The following is a 16,955-nucleotide window of genomic DNA, read 5'->3' on the forward strand; positions in this document are numbered from 1 at the left end:
CGGGGCCTGGGCCCCGCAGCGGGAGTGAATGATGAATAATCGGTTATCTCTGGCGCAACGACGCGCGCTGTGGGCGCTGAGCCTGGCGTATTTTATTCAGGCCACGGGGGCGCTATCGGTAGCGGGCAGCCTGAGCGCCATCTCCCATGAATGGGGGTTAAGCGATGGTCAAAGCGCGCGTTTACTCGCTATTTTCGGCCTGACCTTTGCCATCAGCGCACCGCTGGCGCAGGTGTTTCTGGGTCATATGATGCGCAAATACCAGGTGCTGGCCGGGATGCTGGTGTTCGGCCTCGGGGCGTTTATTTTCGCCATCGCCCCCGATTACACCGCGCTGGTTATCTCCCGTGTGGTGATGGGGCTGGGCGCATCGCTGATTGGCCCGGTGCTGGTGGCGCTCGGCGCGGAACTCGTCACGCAACATGAACGCGGCAGCGCTATTGCCACGATCCTGCTCGGCGTCTCCATGGCGAGTATGGTTGGCATTCCGCTGGCGGCGTGGATCGCAAATGGTTTGGGGGCAAGAACGTTATTTGCCCTTGTCGCGCTGGTGAGTGTGCTGACCTCGCTGGCCGTCTGGTTCTCGGTGCCGAACATCGTTAAAGGGGTGGACATCCGTTTACGCCAGGTAGGACAGGTGTTAATGGATGGCAAATCGCTGGCGGCATTTTTGGTGGTCTTTTTCATTACCTCCGGCGTGTATGACATGTATGCCTTTATTTCGCCGATGATCCGTGATCGCTGGCAGGGCGATACCGCCAGTGTTTCGGTTGCGCTGACGGTGATTGGTGTTGCCGGGATTTTGGGGAACTTGTTTGTTGGCCGCGCCGCACGCCGTTATAGCGCCGAACGGTTACTGGTCACTGGCATCACTATGCTGGTGCTGGATATGCTGCTGCTTATGATCCTGCCCGGTAAGCTGGCGCTGCTCTATTTGTTACTGGTGCTGTGGGCGTTTTCTACCGATCTTCTGTGGCCAACCCAGCAGCGGCGGATTGTCGAGATCGCGTCGGCGGCGACACGCGGGATCTCGCTCGCCCTGACCAGCGCATTTATGTTTTGCGGCATTGGTTTTGGCTCGGCGGTCGCTTCATGGCTCTATCCGCTGTTCGGCTTTTATGGTGTGATGCTAAGCGCAGTCCTGTTTTTACTGTTGGCGCTTATCAGCTTATGGATCTCTGAACGATTACGTGTTCGGAGCCAGGCTTTGCAGGCCGCCAGCGCATGTTAAAGGGTGTCGCGATGCACAAAATTGGATTACTTATTTCCGACCATTTTCAGATGCTGGCGCTGTCCACCTTGACGGTGTTTGAGTTCGCCAACATGGTTGCCGGTGAAGCATTTTATCAGCCAACGGTCTACTCAGAATTCGGCGGCACTGTTTATTCCTCATCCGGTATTGGCGTCGAGTCCCGAGCGCTGGAAAGCGTCACGCAAATCGACACCTGGCTGGTCGCGGGTGTGCTGTCGCCCGTGGATGAACCGGCCAGCGCTGGCATTGTTCACTTTCTGCAAACCACCGCGCTACAGGCGCGCCGCATCGCGGGGATCTGCACCGGCGCATTTGTGCTGGCGCAGGCAGGTTTGCTGGAGAAAAAGCGCGCCACCACGCACTGGGCGCATGCCCGAAGCCTGGTGCTGCAACATCCTGACGTTCAGCTTGAAGACGATCGTATTTTTATTATTGATGATCGTATCTGGACGTCCGCCGGAATGACGGCCGGGCTGGATATGGCGCTCGGCATGGTGGAAAAAGATCTGGGTGCCGAGGCAGCCCGTGTCGTCGCGCACCGGCTGGTGATGAATCAACGCCGCTCCGGCGGGCAGACGCAGCACTCTGAAATGCTGGCGCTGGCACCGCGCTCGGATCGGCTGCAAAGCGCGCTGGAGTACGCCCGCAATAATCTGAAAAAAGCGCTGACGGTGGAACTGCTGGCCGATGCGGTTCACGTGAGCGCCCGCCAGCTCAGCCGCCTGTTTCGCCAGGAGACGGGCAAATCGCCAGCGAAAGCGATTGAAGGATTACGGCTGGAAGCGGCGAGGCTGATGATTGAGCAAAGCCGGCTTTCGCTGGATACAATTGCCCGTGAAGCCGGTTTTCGCGATCGTCGCCATATGCGGGAAGTTTTCGTGCGTGGTTACGGTATCCCGCCGCAGTCGCTGCGCACCGGTCGCTGAGGTTTCATACCGATTTTCATTCCTGCGGTGAAAGAGCTAATGCCAGAAATGGGTTTTTTATGCTGGCAGGCGGCGTAGACTAACCTGAACTTTCTCATGAAATCAGGAGCATAAAATGAACGATACCGTAACGGTTGTTGCAACCATTACCGCCCATGCCGGTAGCCGTGAAAAGGTGGCCGGGGCGCTTAAAACCGTTGAACGCGATGTGCAGGGCGAACCGGGTTGTCTCTCTTATCAGCTACATGTCAACCGTGAAAACGACCACCAGTTCGTGATGATTGAGCGCTGGGCATCGGCAAAAATGCTGGAGCAACACAGCCAGGCCGCGCCATTCAGGGCGTTAGTCAGCGCCATTGACGGGCTCGCCGATCTTAACGTCATGACCCTGAGCAGCGGTGCTTAATCATTGATGGTTTTCAGTGAGCAAAATCTTTAAACGGGTTGGCGATTTTTGCCAGCCCGTTTTTGCATGCACAGCCGCTATGGCTGAGGCGTTTGCAGATGGGTTCGGCGTTTTCGGTATTGCGCGGGGCTCACACCATACAGCCGCTTAAACCCTTTCGAAAACGAGGACAGCGAAAGAAACCCGCATCGTTCGGCGATGGCGTCGATAGTTAACCCCGCGTGCGTAATGAGTAACTGCGAGGCCATCGCCATACGCAGCTGGGAAAGCCACGCCTGCGGCGTAAGCGGATAGCTGCGGGCAAAATAGCGGGCAAATGTCGCGCGGGATAAAAAGCATCGTTCGGCCATGGTTTCCAGAGTCCACGGGTGCGCAGGATCGGCGATGACGGCCAGCAACGCGGGAGCAAGCCGTTTATTGCTCATCAGCCTGAGCAGACCGGCGGGCGGCTCATGTAGTGCGAGCAACAGACGCAAGATCAGCGCCAGCAGCGTATCGGCCAGCCCTTTGGCAATCGTCGCATTCCCCGGCAACGAACCGAGACTTTCCCGCACCAGCATCATCAGCAACATTTCCAGTTCAGGACACGCCTGCCAGTGGTTTGTTTGCAGATGAATAAGGCGGCTTTCATGGGCAAACAACCAGCCGCTGTGCGGGCCAAAATCAAATTCACCGCACAGCACTTCCACCGCCGCGCCCTTCGCCGGGCTTCGGACTTCTGTCAGGATGCCGTTGTCATGCTTTAGCGCCGGAACAATCTGCCCCCACTCAACCAGGCTCTGAAGCAGATGCGGCGAACCGTGGGGAAGCAGGAGCACATCGCCTGCGCACACATCCACATTTCTGCCTTCTACCACCAGCCTCGCTTCGCCGTGCAAAACCACATGCCAGGGCACCACGCCAGGCGCGAGTTGTTGATGGTCGGCTTCCCACCGCCCGGCAAAGCGGCAGTGGAGGTTTACAGCGCATAGTGGCGCCAGCATCGCAAGCAGTTGGCTGAGGCTATCCACACTTCCCTCTGAGACGATAAGACAAAAAATAGAGACGATGTATAACAGTTACCCGCAAGCTATCTCCCTATGATGAGCACATCGCCGATACGGCGGAACCCATACACTGACAGGAGATAATCATGAGCCGTTTAACATCCATTCAACCCGAAAACGCTACCGATAAAACCGCCGATCTTTTCGGTGCCATTAAGAAAGCGATGGGTAAAGTACCTAATGCCTACCAGACCATTGGCATTGCCCCGGATATGCTTGCTCAGGCGTTACAACATAATGCCGCACTGGCAAAAAGTTCGCTGAATAAAAAAGAGCTGGAAGCAATCAACTTACTGGTCAGTGAAATTTCCGGCTGTGACTACTGCCTGGCCGCGCATACGTTAACAGGAAAAATGGCGGGTTATAGCGTGGAACAAACGCAACAGCTGCGCCGTGGCGAATTCCCTGAAGATGCGCACATTGACGCGCTGCTGAAATTCGTAAAAACCGTGGTCACCACGCACGGTACGCTGCCGGCAGAAAAGGTTGAATCGCTGCGCAGCGCCGGTTTCGCGGATCGTCAGATTGTCGAGATAATCAGCGCTATCAGCGCCATTCTGTTTACCAATATGATTAACCGCGTCAACGACACGGTTGTGGATTTCCCGCAAGCCGCCGCACTGTAACGCTCCGCCAGGCTTCCCCATTATGCGGGAAGCCTGGTTTTTACTTCCCGTTTCCCGGCCCCATACGTCGTTATCATGCCGCCCTGGCAGAGCGATCGCGAACCACAACCACAAAAGACTCACTCATACCTTTCGCGATAATGAACATCCCTGACCAATGAGCACGATGTACGTTATGCGATCATCTGCTGAGTGCAAAAACGCCCATGACTAACGCAACGGCGAGTTAAAAAACCGGGCGCTGGTCAGCGAGTTTTACTCATTTTCCAGCCAGTCAATGAAGAACTGGGTAAAGGCGGTAACCGGCAGCGGCTGCAACCGTCGCTGCGGATAGACAAATTGCAGCCCGACATTTTTTTTATCAAAGCGGCTGAACCCAATAAAACTTTCAGCAAACAGCAGGTGCACCCTCCCCTGTTCCACATCGCGTTTTACATCCCACCATGACTTGCTGGCAATCCCCGCATCCGCCAGCACCCACTGGCGGAGTAGCGCGCCATCGTCGCATACCATGGCTGGGGTAAAGCGTACTGCGCTCTGTTTACCGTCATGCTCAAAACGCCATTCGTTCATGACCATTCCGCGCAGTTCCAGCGCAAGGCATCGGTGGCTGTGCAAATCCTCAATGGCCGCTGGTGTGCCTGCCGTCCGGAGATAGTTAGTGGAAGCGACCAGTACCCTGTGATTCGGGCGGATATTTCTGACGACCAGGCTGCTGTCTGGCAGGTTTCCGAAGCGAATGCTCATGTCCAGACGATTGGCGACCAGATCGGCGACATTTTCGCCCAGGTATACCGAGCTTTTCACTGCCGGATGCAGTCGGGAAAAATCAAGCAGGGCCGGGCTGAGATACTGTCGGCCAAAATCGGAGGGGGCCGAAATGCGGATATTACCGCTGAGCACCCCTTCTTTTTGCGTAAGCAGCGACTCAGCATGGTTCATTTCATCCAGTACGCGCAGTGCAGCGTGATAGAACTCTTCACCCGCACGCGTCATGGTAATAGCGCGGGTGGAGCGGTGGAATAGCCGGGTCTGATAACGCTCTTCAATCGCCTTCAGCCTTGCGGTCATGGTTGCCGGCGAAAGCCCCATCCGGCGACCGGCGGCTGAAAGCCCGCCCGCCTCCACCACGGCAACCAGCAGTGCCATATCTTCAAGCTTTCCCATTATTCAGTAATCCTGAAAAGAGAATCATATTTTAATGCCATTATCAAAATATCTGACGCCGCGTAAAGTGCTTTTAAAGATTCATTACGGGGGACAGAAAATGGGAAATCGTACACTTTTTGAGAGCTACCACCTGAAGGCGCTCAGCCTGAAAAACCGGATCGTGATGGCGCCGATGACGCGGGCGCGGGCGTTACAGCCGGGAAACGTTCCTTCCGCATTAATGGCGGCTTACTACCAGCAGCGTGCCAGCGCGGGATTGATTATTACCGAAGCCACGCAGATTTCACCTCAGGGGCAGGGGTACTCCTGGACACCTGGCCTGCACTCCGCTGAGCAGGTTGAAGGATGGCGGCTCACCACCGAAGCCGTTCACCGTGCAGGCGGGATTATCTTCTCCCAGCTCTGGCACGTTGGGCGCATGTCATATGCGGGTTTCCATAAAGACGGCAAACCGGTCGCGCCGTCTGCGCTCGCGCCCGATGCCCAGGTATGGGTGGTGGATGAGCAGGGTGAAGGACATATGGTCGACTGTCCGGTGCCGCGGGCACTTGAGCAGGCCGATATTCAGCAGATCATTGCTGATTACCGGCAGGCCGCAGTAAACGCCATTAACGCCGGTTTTGATGGTGTTGAGGTGCACGGCGGTAATGGTTATCTGATCGATCAGTTTCTTCGCCGGACATCAAACAAACGTACCGATGAGTATGGCGGCAGCCTGGCTAACCGGATCCGTTTCGCGCAGGAGGTGCTGGAAGCCATCAGCGACGCTATCGGCAATACGCGCACGGGCATACGCCTTTCCCCGTTCATCACCCAGCGCGGAATGAACGATCCGCAGGTGATTGACGCGATCCTCGCGCTGGCGGCATGGTGTGAAAAGAGAGGTATCGCCTATATCCACCTGGCAGAGGCGGACTGGGACGATGCCCCGCAGGTGCCTGATGATTTTCGTCAAACATTACGCGCCACCTTCAGCGGCACGCTTATCGTCGCCGGAAATTATACCCAGGACAAAGCGGACAAACTCCTTAAGGCGGGTCTGGCCGACCTGATTGCCTTTGGCCGCCCGTTCATTGCCAACCCTGACCTGCCGTACCGGCTCAGGAATCACCTTCCCTTAGCGGTCGTTAACAATCCCGCCACGCTCTTTGGCGGCAGCAGCGCAGGCTATACCGATTATCCGTTCTACAAAACCGACGAGGCGTAAAGTGATGGCGAAAAAAACATTAATCATCGGTGGGGCTTCCGGTATTGGCTTTGCTGTGGCCCGTGCGCTGGCTGAACAGGGAGGAAGCCTGATCCTTGCCGGCAGGAACAGTGAAAAGCTGGCGCGAGCCAGAGAGTTGCTGAGCCAGAAAAGCGCATCTGTGGATACTGTCGTCCTTGATATCAGCAAAGAGGAGGAGGTGATCCAGCTTAGCCAGACGCTCGGAGAGGTAGATAACATTATTGTGACGGCGGGATCGCATGCACCAGGCGGGGTGCTCACGTCACTGAATCTGAACGAGGCCCGGCTGGCTTTCGACACCAAATTCTGGGGCAGCATCCATGTTGCCAGGCATCTGAGTAAAAATATCCACGCCCGGGGCACCCTGACGCTGACCAGCGGCTTTGTTTCCCGCCGCACTGTTGCGGGCGCTATCGTCAAAACCACCATGAACGCGGCTCTGGAGTCAGCCGTTAAGGTGCTGGCGAAAGAGCTTTCTCCGCTGCGCGTAAATGCGGTGAGCCCGGGGCTGACAGATACCGAGGCGCATGCAGGCATGGAGCCTGCTGCCCGCGAAAAAATGTTGCTGTCTGCCGCTGAAAATCTGCCGGCAAAAGCCTTCGGGCGGGCAGAGGACATCGCAAAAGGCTATCTGTTCGTGATGGACAATCCCTTTGTCACCGGAACCCTGCTGGATATCGAAGGCGGCGCGCTAATTAACTAAACCTCACGTTTATCTGCGGGCGGCTGAAATGCGCCCGGATCACCTGTTTCTCTGAGGCTAAATAAAGGATCTTTTTATGAATAAGTTAAGGTTTTACTCTTCCCGACTGGCGACGCTTATGCTGCTTCCTGTGACCAGCGCTGTGTTTTCTGCACCGCTTGAGCTGGTGAAACCCCATGAATTGATTGCGGAAAGCCACTTATCATCCGCCCACGTAGCTGCACTTGAAACCGTCGCAAGGCGTTACGCAACATTCTGGGATACCGGCGATGAAGCCCTGGCCCGTGAGGCGCTGGCCGATAATTTTGTCGATAAGACACCGCCTGAAGGCCGCAAACAGGGACCGGAAGGCGCGCTTCTGGCTTCCCGCGCCTTCCGCACCGCCGTCCCGGATCTGCGTTGCGAGGTTGAGCAGATGATCGTTGCAGGCGATCGAGTCGTATCGCACCTTCATTTCCGCGGACATTTCACGGGAACCTTCGGCAAACTGAAAGGTAAAGGCCAGCAGGTGGATTTTATCGCGACGGATATCTACCAGGTCAGGAACAATAAAATTATCGCGAACTGGCATCTTGAAGATAATCTGACCCTGATGAAACAACTGGGTGCGTTGTAAATGGCTGCCGGGGAAGGATGATGCTGTCAGGCAGTAGGGCAAGGGTTGGGATATTTCATTAAACACCAGCACTTATTTTAAGCCTGCCGGAAATGGCAGGCGAAAGCGGTTATTCCTGATGATGCCTGAATAAGCTGCGGGTGCAGAGGCGTGCCGTGAAAACGATGCCGCCTGTTAAAGCCGGGCTACTGTCACCCGTAGGTTCCACGGGCTTCACCAACTACTCACTTTTGCGCGCTTCACGGATACTGCGAGCCGGTGGCTGACCGAACATGCGCGAATATTCACGTGTAAACTGCGTCACGCTCTCATAGCCCACGCCGTGGGCAGCGGTGCTGATCGCAGCGCCTTGCGCAAGCATACGTCGGCGAGCTTCAACCAGACGCAACTGTTTTTGAAATTGCAGTGGAGTGAGCGTAGTGACGTTGCGAAAATGCGTGTGAAATACCGAGATACTCATCCCCGCAGCATCGGCCAGTGTTTTGATTCGCAACGGCTGATCATATTTAGTCCGGATAATCTCGATAGCCCGGGCGATCCGGCGGGCATGGCTATCAATATTTCCCAGGGCGCGCATAGATTTGCCATAGCGGCCGGACAGCAGCCAGTAATGCAACTCGCGCACTAACTGGCGACCCAGCATTTTCAACGCGTGCGGTCTGTCGAGCAATTTCAGCAGGTGCAACGCAGCGTCTGCAACGTCCTCTTCGATCTGGTCAACCCTTACAGGCACATCCGGCATTACCTCCAGTTTTTCCATATCGCCAACCAGTTCGGTAATCACAGCGGCGTCAAGTTCCACGACCAGTGAATAATATGGGGCGGCAGCGCTGGCGGTGATAACCTGGCTGACTGTCGGCACATCCATAGTAACCAGCAAAGACTCCCCCGCGCCGAAATCGAACGTATGACTGCCCATCGTCACGCGCTTGCGCCCTTGCAGCACAAGTGCCACCAGCGGCTTAGTAATGGCGAACTGCAACAAGGAAGGTGCGGCTTCGCTTAAGATAAACACCCCCGGAATGGGGGTTGTTGCCACACCGTCTTTATTGAGGTGCGCGTCGGCATATTTCCGCGCCACCCGCAGGAGCGCCGCCATCGTCTTTGCACCGTCAGACTCGTCAGTGCCAGAGACGCATTCTTCAGGTAATCGGGTCATCGCCGTCATATTTTTAGGCTAATAAATGTAATTTGAGCGTGCGCTAATCTTAGTGCAGTTCTGACTGAAGAGAAAATTCAAAATTATCAGGCAAATTTTCGCGATTATCGGGCAACCTAAAATGCGCTGTGATGGATAGTATTTTATCTCCACATATCAGGAGATATTTTATGACAACCATTTCTCTTGTGACCGGTGCCAGTCGGGGCCTTGGTCGTAATACTGCACTGAACATTGCCCGCCATGGCGGCGATGTGATCATCACCTATCGTAATGGTAAAGAAGCTGCGGATGCCGTGGCGGCTGATATCCAGTCCCTTGGTCGTAAGGCAATTACCCTTCAACTGGACATGCGCGACGTGTCCTCCTTTCGCGATTTCGTGGCCGCCGTCAGCGCAGCATTGAAAGACACTTGGGGGCGCGATACGTTCGACCATCTGATCAATAACGCCGGGCATGGTGAAATGGCCGACTTCGTGAATACCACAGAAGAGCAGTTTGACGCGCTCTTTGACGTCCACGTGAAAGGCGTATTTTTCCTGACGCAGTCACTTCTGCCGATCCTGGCCGATGGCGGACGGATCATTAATTTCTCATCGGGTCTGACGCGGGTGTCATTCCCTGGGTTCTCGGCCTACTCGGCGGCTAAAGGCGCGGTGGAAGTGCTCACCGTTTATATGGCTAAAGAGTTGGGCAGCCGCGGCATTACCGTCAATGCCATTGCGCCAGGTGCTATCGAAACGGACTTCCTGGGAGGCGCTGTACGTGACATTCCCGATTACAACAAAGCCTTTGCAGGCATGACTGCGCTGGGTCGCGTGGGACTACCTGATGATATCGGTCCAATGATTGCCAGCCTGTTGGGTGAGGACAACCGATGGGTCACTGGACAGCGCATTGAAGTTTCCGGCGGGCAGTCGATTTAATCTCACGGGGATAGATTCCACTCCGGGTGGGATCTATCGTTTCTCCTGTCTGTCATCAGCATTTTTTAATGCCTGAATCGATTATTGGTTCTCTTGCGGTGACGTTTGCGGATGCCTGGTTGTCAAGCGTCACGCTATCTGAAAAACCATCCTCCAGAGCCCGTAAACACCGCAAACGCCATAAGCCCCACCCACTGGCATAAAAACAGGTTACTCAGCTTTGTTAATTGCTGATAGCGGGTTTCGCTGCTGAGGTTCAGTTCAGTCTTATGAAAATATGCGCGAATAGTCGCTTCCCGCTCATAGCATGCATGATGCTTTCCAGTCGAACGCTATGTGCCGCGGATAGCGAAAAAGTTATGGCATGAACCGGACAGAGAGCTAAAAGCGCATGATCTGCCTGGGCGGGATACATACCGTACGTCTGGCGACACGTAATCACGATTTTCGCCAATATCTACGTTATCTTTGTCACCTGGCTTCATCATTTCTATCGCTTTAAACGACAGTGGCTTTGCCTCTTGTTTTCCTGCCATAAAGACTCCGTTATCATGCTCCCCACGCCTTTATGAAGCGAAATGCAGGATTTCATGAGATCCAATGAGACAAAGTGAAACTCAATGAGAACAACAAACATCACTAACTCATTAAAATTTAAGAAAATGGACATCATAAACCGATGAGTACACTAGAGAATTTCGACGCGCATACGCCAATGATGCATTGGTGTGACAACACTGATTAATAACAATTATTTTCCACTAAATTATAAAAGCCACATTTTAACCTACACTTACTTAAGTGTCTGATTTTACGATTATTGTTTGCTGTCCTCATCCAGCGTTATAATCCCTCTGTTTTTCCATCCCTCTAATAACACAGGGCATCTCCATGAGCCGATACCATGTATCCAGCAGTGAAGGCCAGTATGAGAAAGACTCTGGCGAGCAAGTTTTGGCTAACAAGCTGGGGATCGCTACTTCTGATGAGATGGATGAAGCTGAACTTGTCCTGTTAGAACAACTCTACCAGTCTGTATTTGAAGAACAGTTCCCGGAAGAGCAACTCAGCATAACCCTGCTAAAAAGCTGGCATCGCCGCTGATTAGGCAACATCTACGAGTGGGCTGGACACGAAAGAACGGTCAATATCAGTAAGGGCGGCTTTATGTTTGCCCCCTCAGCGCAGTTGCAAAACTGCTGAATGAATTCGACACTAGGTATCTGGCTCAATACACACCGTGTAGCGTCATGGATGAAGAACAACTCATCACCACTATCGCCATAACTCATGTCGAGTTGATACTCATCCACCCATTCAGAGAGGGAAATGGACGCCTGTCGCGGCTGCTAGCCGACGTGATGGCCGTTCAGGGAGGGTACAAACCGCTGGATTATCAAAGCTGGGAGCAAAACAAAACCCAGTATATATCGGCTATCCATGCAGGCGTATCAATGGACTATGAGCCGATGAGACACTGGGTCAGAGAAGTATTAAGAAGGGGCTAAACCGCAAGACGTAAATGAGCGAACTTCTTGCGTGCGGCTTCCAGCGAAGCTTCGACCCTAGCGGAAGCCTGCCCTGTTTCAACAGCCGTTGACGTCGCCACAGAACGCACAATGTCTGTACGAGACGGTTTTACATAACCTACCTGCGTTTTTTTGTTGTTGCTCATAGCGACTCCTGATTAACAAATTCACTGATTACATTATATCAACGATGACAGAGAACTGCATGCCCCTGGTAACAACTTCGATAAATGCTGCTTCTCTGACAACAGAGTATGAGCAAAACCACCAGGGTGCTCCGCACTGGTTCAGACCTTTTTGACGATAAAAATTTCGTACAATGAGCAGCACATCTTTTGACTTTTCCTATGCCTGATGGATAAAAATGCCAGTCAATCTCTGTCGTTTCCTTGCTATTCACACCATGACATCCCCCCGCCTAGCCATTACAATCTCTCTTTGTTTTTTGCGGGCTAGTTTGCAGTTTTCTGGGGGGTAATGATAATGATGAATAACGATAAAAAATGGATTGGGGACCTGCTGGGCGGGCCGCTGATGAGCAAGGAGAGTCGTGTCATTGCGGAACTGATGTTGTCCGACCCGGATGAAAACAGCTGGCAACAACAGATCGTTGAGCAGAACATCCTTCAGGCTTCCTCCTCTAATACTGCAAAACGTTATGCAACCACGATCCGGTTGCGCTTGATGATGCTGGATATAGGCGCATGGAGGTTGATTGCGGAAGGGAGTGAGCGGGAACGTGTTCAACTACTGTTTATAGCCCTGATATTGCACTCTCCAATAGTGAAAGATTTTCTGGACGAAACGGTGAATGACCTGCGCAGGCAGTTTAAAGAAAAACTACCAAACGATAGTTGGAGTGAATTTGTTACTAACCACATACGCCAGTACCCAGTGCTTACCAGTTACTCAGACTCATCCATTACTAAAATGGGTAACAATCTTGTGAAAGCGCTTGCTGAGGTGGGTTATCTCGATACACCGCGCCGTCGCAATCTGCAGCCACTTTTTTTATTGCCGGAAACTAAAGAAGTGCTGCAACGCCTTGGGCAACAGGATTTGATTTCTATTCTGGAGGGTAAACGGTGATCGATCCCGTTCTTGACTACCGCCTTTCACAGATTCAGAGCCGCATTGAGGAAGATCGTTTTCTTAAAAATAATGGCTCAGGTAATGAGATTGGTTTCTGGATCTTTGATTACCCTGCGCAGTATGAACTGCAGGTTCGTGAGCATCTGAAATACCTGCTGCGTAACCTGGAAAAGGATCACCACTTTACGCACCTTAATGTTTTTCAGGTCATTATCGATATGTTGACCGAGCGCGGATTGTTTGAACGCGTTTGTCAGCAAGAAGTGAAAGTCGGCCCGGAGGCTCTGAAAAAGCAGCTTGCCGGCCCACTTAATCAGAAAAAAATTGCCGATTATATTGCCCAGAAAGTCGATCTTCCTGCACAGGAATTCGTCATTCTTACCGGTATGGGGAATGCCTGGCCGTTAGTTCGTGGGCATGAACTGATGAGCGCATTGCAGGATGTTATGGGTTTCACTCCTTTATTGATGTTCTACCCTGGCACTTACAGCGGCTATGACCTTTCTCCTTTAGCAGGTATTGATTCACGTAATTATTATCGCGCCTTCAGACTGGTGCCCGAGCATGGACCAGCGGCAACATTGAATCCTCATTGAAGAGCACAGCATGGATATTGAACAGATTTTTGAAAAACCATTAAAACGTAACATTAATGGCGTCGTAAAAGCCGAACAGACAGATGATGCCAGCGCGTGGATTGAGCTGGATGAATACGTTATTACCCGCGAGTTAGAAGGCCACCTGCGCCACTTCTTCGAATCATATGTTCCGGCAACAGGCCCGGAGCGCATCCGAATGGAGAACAAAATTGGCGTATGGGTTTCAGGCTTCTTTGGTTCAGGTAAATCGCATTTTATTAAGATTTTGTCGTACTTGCTGTCTAACCGTAAAGTTAGCCACAACAATGTAGAACGTGACGCCTACTCTTTCTTCGCAGACAAAATCAAAGATGCGCTGTTTCTGGCTGATATCAACAAAGCGGTACATCATCCTACCGAAGTCATCCTGTTCAATATCGATTCCCGCGCCAACGTCGATGACAAAGAAGACGCCATCCTTAAAGTCTTCCTGAAAGTATTTAACGAGCGCGTCGGTTATTGCGCGGACTTTCCGCATATTGCTCATCTTGAGCGCGAGCTGGATAAGCGCGGTCAATACGAAACGTTTAAAGAAGCTTTTCTAAAGATCAACGGCTCAAGCTGGGAAGAAGAGCGCGACTCTTACTACTTCATTAGTGATGAGATGGCTGATGCCTTAAGTCAGGCAACCGGACAAAGTATTGATGCCTCACGCCAGTGGGTTGAACAGCTGGATAAAAATTTCCCTTTGGATATCAATAATTTTTGCCAGTGGGTAAAAGAGTGGCTGGATGAGAATGGTAAAAATCTGCTCTTTATGGTGGATGAAGTCGGCCAGTTCATTGGTAAAAATACTCAGATGATGCTCAAGCTGCAGACCATCACCGAAAACCTTGGTGTTATCTGTGGCGGACGCGCCTGGGTGATTGTCACCTCTCAGGCTGATATCAATGCTGCCATTGGCGGTATGAGCAGCCGCGACGGGCAGGATTTCTCTAAAATCCAGGGTCGTTTCTCCACACGTTTGCAGCTTTCGAGCTCCAACACCTCGGAAGTTATCCAGAAACGCTTGCTGGTAAAAACCGATGCTGCAAAAACCGCGCTGGCGAAAGTGTGGCAGGAGAAAGGCGATATTCTGCGTAATCAGCTGGCGTTTGATCCAACGACAACGGCTTCGCTGCGCCCATACACCAGCGAAGAAGAGTTTATTGATAACTACCCGTTTGTGCCGTGGCATTATCAGATCCTGCAAAAAGTCTTTGAGTCTATTCGTACCAAAGGCGCTGCCGGTAAACAGCTGGCGATGGGTGAGCGTTCGCAACTGGAAGCTTTCCAGACAGCGGCCCAGCAGATTTCCACACAAGGTCTCGACTCCCTGGTGCCCTTCTGGCGTTTCTACGCAGCCATTGAAAGTTTCCTGGAACCAGCGGTAAGCAGGACCATTACACAAGCTTGTCAAAATGGCGTGCTTGACGAGTTCGATGGCAACCTGCTGAAAACGTTGTTCCTTATTCGTTATGTCGATGTGCTGAAAAGTACTCTCGATAACCTGGTTACGCTCTCGATTGATAAGATCGACACCGACAAAGTAGAGTTGCGCCGTCGCGTTGAGAACAGCCTGAATAAGCTGGAACGGGAGATGCTGATTGCCCGTGTGGAAGATAAATATGTATTCCTGACCAACGAAGAGAAAGAGATTGAAAACGAAATTCGTAACGTGGAAGTCGATTTTTCAGCGATCAATAAAAAGCTCGCATCAATCATCTTTGATGACATTCTGAAAAATAAGCGCTATCGCTACCCTGAAAACAAGCAGGACTTTGATATCAGCCGTTTCCTTAACGGTCACCCGCTGGATGGCGCAATGCTCAACGATCTGGTGGTGAAGATTATTACACCTAAAGATCCTACGTATGATTTTTACAGCAGTGATGCAGCCTGCCGCCCGTATACCGCAGAAGGAAATGGTTGTGTATTGATTCGTCTGCCTGCGGACTCGCGTGTCTGGACTGATATCGATCTTGTTGTACAGACAGAGAAGTTCCTCAGAGACAATGCGGGGCAGCGCCCTGAGCAAGCCAGCCTGCTGTCTGAGAAAGCACGTGAAAATAACGCGCGTGAAAAAATGTTACGTGTCCAGATCGAGTCCCTGCTGGCTGAGGCGGAACTGTGGGCGATAGGTGAACGCTTACCGAAAAAATCCTCCACGCCAAACAGCATTGTAGATGAAGCTTACCGTTATGTGATTGAAAACACATTCGGCAAACTGAAACTTCTAACATCCTTTAACGGCGATATTAACCGTGAGATCCATGCCTTTCTGACAGTAGAAAATGATACTGAGCTGAATCTGGGCGAGATGGAAGAATCCAATCGCGACGCCCTGCGCGAAGTGGAAAACTGGATCAGCATGGGTATTGATTACCACAAACCAGTGTACCTGCGTGATGTGCTCAACCATTTCGCTCGCCGCCCTTATGGCTGGCCCGAGGACGAAGTCAAACTGCTGGTGGCGCGGCTGGCGCAAAAACGCAAAATCAGCTTCAGTCAGCAGAATAATAATCTCGAATTAAAACAGGCGTGGGACCTCTTTAATAACAGCCGCCGCCATAGCGAGCTACGTCTGCATAAAATTCGCCGCCACGATGAAGCGCAGATCCTCAAAGCCGCCAAAATCATGGCGGACGTGGCCCAACAGCCGTTTAATGAACGTGAAGAACCGGCGCTGGTGGAACATATCCGCACTGTGCTGGATGCATGGAAACAAGAGCTGGATGTTTTCAAAGCCAAAGCCGAAGGTGGCAATAACCCGGGCAAACAGGAGATTGAAGAAGGGCTCCGCCTGCTCAACTCAATCCTTAATGAGAAAGAAGACTTCGCGTTGGTTGAAAAGGTCACGATCCAGGCTGATGCACTGCTGGATTTCAGTGAAGATCGTGAAGACCTGGTCGACTTCTACCGCAAGCAGTTCAACACCTGGCAGAAGCTGGGAGCCGCATTGCAGGGCAGCTTTAAATCCAACCGTAGCGCGCTGGAAAAAGATGCTGATGCGTTAAAAGCGCTCACTGAGCTGGAAAGCATCTGGCTGATGCCAGAGCCGTATAAACATCTTAACCGTATTACACCGCTTATTGAGCAGGTGCAGAGTGTTAACCAGCGGCTTGTTGAGCAGCATCGTAAACATGCATTAGAGCGTATCGATGCGCGTATTGAAGAAACCCGCCAACGGTTACTCGAAGCGCATGCCACTGCGGAGCTGCAAAACCGCGTTCTGCTGCCGATGCAAAAAGCGCGTAATCGTGCAGAAGAGAATCATTCCATTCCTGAAATCCTTGCCGAACAGCATGAAACCATTGCGTTACAAACGGAAGCGGACAAACAGGTCAACCAGTGGATTGATGAGCTGCGTAAAAAACAGCAGGCACAGCTGCGCGCGTCAAATGAGACGAAACATGCAGCCGAGCCGCAGCAACCCTACACCGCTGAGAAACCAGCCGCTATCCAGCCGGTACCGAAGAAAACTCACCTGGTAAATGTATCGGCTGAAATGCGCAAAGCGACGGGTAGCGAGGTGCTGGAAACGGCCGAACAGGTCGAAAAAGCGCTGGAAACTCTGCGTAAAACGCTGCTGGCCACCATTGAAGCTGGCGATCGTATTCGCCTTCAGTAAACCCATTTCAGGGCAGCGTCCTGCTGCC

General features: G+C 52.5%; 15 protein-coding genes and 1 pseudogene. 12 read left to right on the forward strand and 4 right to left on the reverse strand.

Annotated features, from left to right (window positions below; all coding sequences use genetic code 11):
- Positions 1-31 precede the first annotated feature (31 nt).
- The 3 genes from AAIG26_RS13460 to AAIG26_RS13470 all read left to right on the forward strand — a co-directional run bounded on the left by AAIG26_RS13460 (position 32) and on the right by AAIG26_RS13470 (position 2,584).
- Positions 32-1,231 (forward strand): MFS transporter, encoded by a 1,200-nt coding sequence (locus tag AAIG26_RS13460; RefSeq protein ID WP_343180929.1) that lies wholly within the window; start codon positions 32-34, stop codon positions 1,229-1,231.
- Between the two features lie 11 nt (positions 1,232-1,242).
- Positions 1,243-2,178, forward strand: coding sequence for a GlxA family transcriptional regulator (locus AAIG26_RS13465; protein ID WP_020455009.1), 936 nt, complete (start codon positions 1,243-1,245; stop codon positions 2,176-2,178).
- A gap of 115 nt (positions 2,179-2,293) precedes the next feature.
- Positions 2,294-2,584, forward strand: a complete 291-nt coding sequence (locus AAIG26_RS13470) for an antibiotic biosynthesis monooxygenase family protein (protein WP_017459230.1) — start codon at positions 2,294-2,296, stop codon at positions 2,582-2,584.
- 77 nt (positions 2,585-2,661) lie between these two features.
- On the opposite strand, the gene AAIG26_RS13475 is transcribed toward AAIG26_RS13470, so the two are convergent.
- Positions 2,662-3,594, reverse strand: a complete 933-nt coding sequence (locus AAIG26_RS13475) for an AraC family transcriptional regulator (protein WP_343180715.1) — start codon at positions 3,592-3,594, stop codon at positions 2,662-2,664.
- Positions 3,595-3,716: 122 nt separating this feature from the next.
- Here AAIG26_RS13475 and AAIG26_RS13480 point away from each other — a divergent pair, with 122 nt between their 5' ends.
- The gene (locus tag AAIG26_RS13480) at positions 3,717-4,256 is read left to right on the forward strand and encodes a carboxymuconolactone decarboxylase family protein (RefSeq protein WP_020455012.1); all 540 of its coding nucleotides are present in this window, start codon (positions 3,717-3,719) and stop codon (positions 4,254-4,256) included.
- A gap of 255 nt (positions 4,257-4,511) precedes the next feature.
- Here the strand turns inward: AAIG26_RS13480 and AAIG26_RS13485 are convergent, their stop codons facing one another.
- A complete protein-coding gene (locus tag AAIG26_RS13485) occupies positions 4,512-5,423 on the reverse strand; it encodes a LysR family transcriptional regulator (RefSeq protein WP_343180716.1) in 912 nt (303 codons plus the stop codon).
- Positions 5,424-5,523: 100 nt separating this feature from the next.
- Here AAIG26_RS13485 and AAIG26_RS13490 point away from each other — a divergent pair, with 100 nt between their 5' ends.
- From AAIG26_RS13490 to AAIG26_RS13500, 3 genes are all read left to right on the forward strand, one after another.
- Complete coding sequence (locus AAIG26_RS13490; RefSeq protein ID WP_343180717.1) at positions 5,524-6,633, forward strand: alkene reductase; 1,110 nt, start codon at positions 5,524-5,526, stop codon at positions 6,631-6,633.
- Positions 6,634-6,637: 4 nt separating this feature from the next.
- Positions 6,638-7,357 carry an SDR family oxidoreductase gene (locus AAIG26_RS13495; RefSeq protein ID WP_020455015.1) on the forward strand — a complete coding sequence of 240 codons (720 nt, stop codon included), beginning with the start codon at positions 6,638-6,640 and terminating at the stop codon, positions 7,355-7,357.
- 76 nt (positions 7,358-7,433) lie between these two features.
- Positions 7,434-7,973, forward strand: coding sequence for an ester cyclase (locus tag AAIG26_RS13500; protein ID WP_097407301.1), 540 nt, complete (start codon positions 7,434-7,436; stop codon positions 7,971-7,973).
- A gap of 220 nt (positions 7,974-8,193) precedes the next feature.
- Here AAIG26_RS13500 and AAIG26_RS13505 read toward each other — a convergent pair whose 3' ends face one another.
- Entirely contained in the window at positions 8,194-9,072 is an 879-nt protein-coding gene (locus AAIG26_RS13505) for an AraC family transcriptional regulator (protein ID WP_174240565.1), read from the reverse strand.
- A 230-nt stretch (positions 9,073-9,302) separates the two neighbouring features.
- Between AAIG26_RS13505 and AAIG26_RS13510 the strand changes: the two genes are divergently transcribed.
- On the forward strand, positions 9,303-10,058 hold the full coding sequence (locus AAIG26_RS13510; RefSeq protein WP_313626102.1) for an SDR family oxidoreductase: 756 nt from the start codon (positions 9,303-9,305) through the stop codon (positions 10,056-10,058).
- Positions 10,059-10,949: 891 nt separating this feature from the next.
- A pseudogene (locus tag AAIG26_RS13515) lies at positions 10,950-11,566 on the forward strand (Fic family protein).
- On the opposite strand, the gene AAIG26_RS13520 reads toward AAIG26_RS13515, so the two are convergent.
- Complete coding sequence (locus AAIG26_RS13520) at positions 11,563-11,733, reverse strand: hypothetical protein (RefSeq protein ID WP_343180720.1); 171 nt, start codon at positions 11,731-11,733, stop codon at positions 11,563-11,565. The pseudogene AAIG26_RS13515 and the gene AAIG26_RS13520 sit on opposite strands and share 4 nt — an antisense overlap.
- Before the next feature lie 340 nt (positions 11,734-12,073).
- Here AAIG26_RS13520 and AAIG26_RS13525 point away from each other — a divergent pair, with 340 nt between their 5' ends.
- The 3 genes from AAIG26_RS13525 to brxC are packed head-to-tail and all read left to right on the forward strand — an operon-like array spanning position 12,074 to position 16,927.
- Positions 12,074-12,676 (forward strand): DUF1819 family protein, encoded by a 603-nt coding sequence (locus tag AAIG26_RS13525; protein ID WP_343180930.1) that lies wholly within the window; start codon positions 12,074-12,076, stop codon positions 12,674-12,676.
- A complete protein-coding gene (locus AAIG26_RS13530) occupies positions 12,673-13,275 on the forward strand; it encodes a DUF1788 domain-containing protein (protein ID WP_110812234.1) in 603 nt (200 codons plus the stop codon). Before AAIG26_RS13525 ends, AAIG26_RS13530 begins: the two co-directional genes overlap by 4 nt.
- 10 nt (positions 13,276-13,285) lie before the next feature.
- Positions 13,286-16,927 carry a BREX system P-loop protein BrxC gene (gene brxC / locus AAIG26_RS13535; RefSeq protein WP_343180721.1) on the forward strand — a complete coding sequence of 1,214 codons (3,642 nt, stop codon included), beginning with the start codon at positions 13,286-13,288 and terminating at the stop codon, positions 16,925-16,927.
- Positions 16,928-16,955 lie beyond the last annotated feature (28 nt).

The organism is Kosakonia sp. PSU_27 (genome assembly GCF_039409795.1).
Lineage (GTDB): Bacteria > Pseudomonadota > Gammaproteobacteria > Enterobacterales > Enterobacteriaceae > Kosakonia.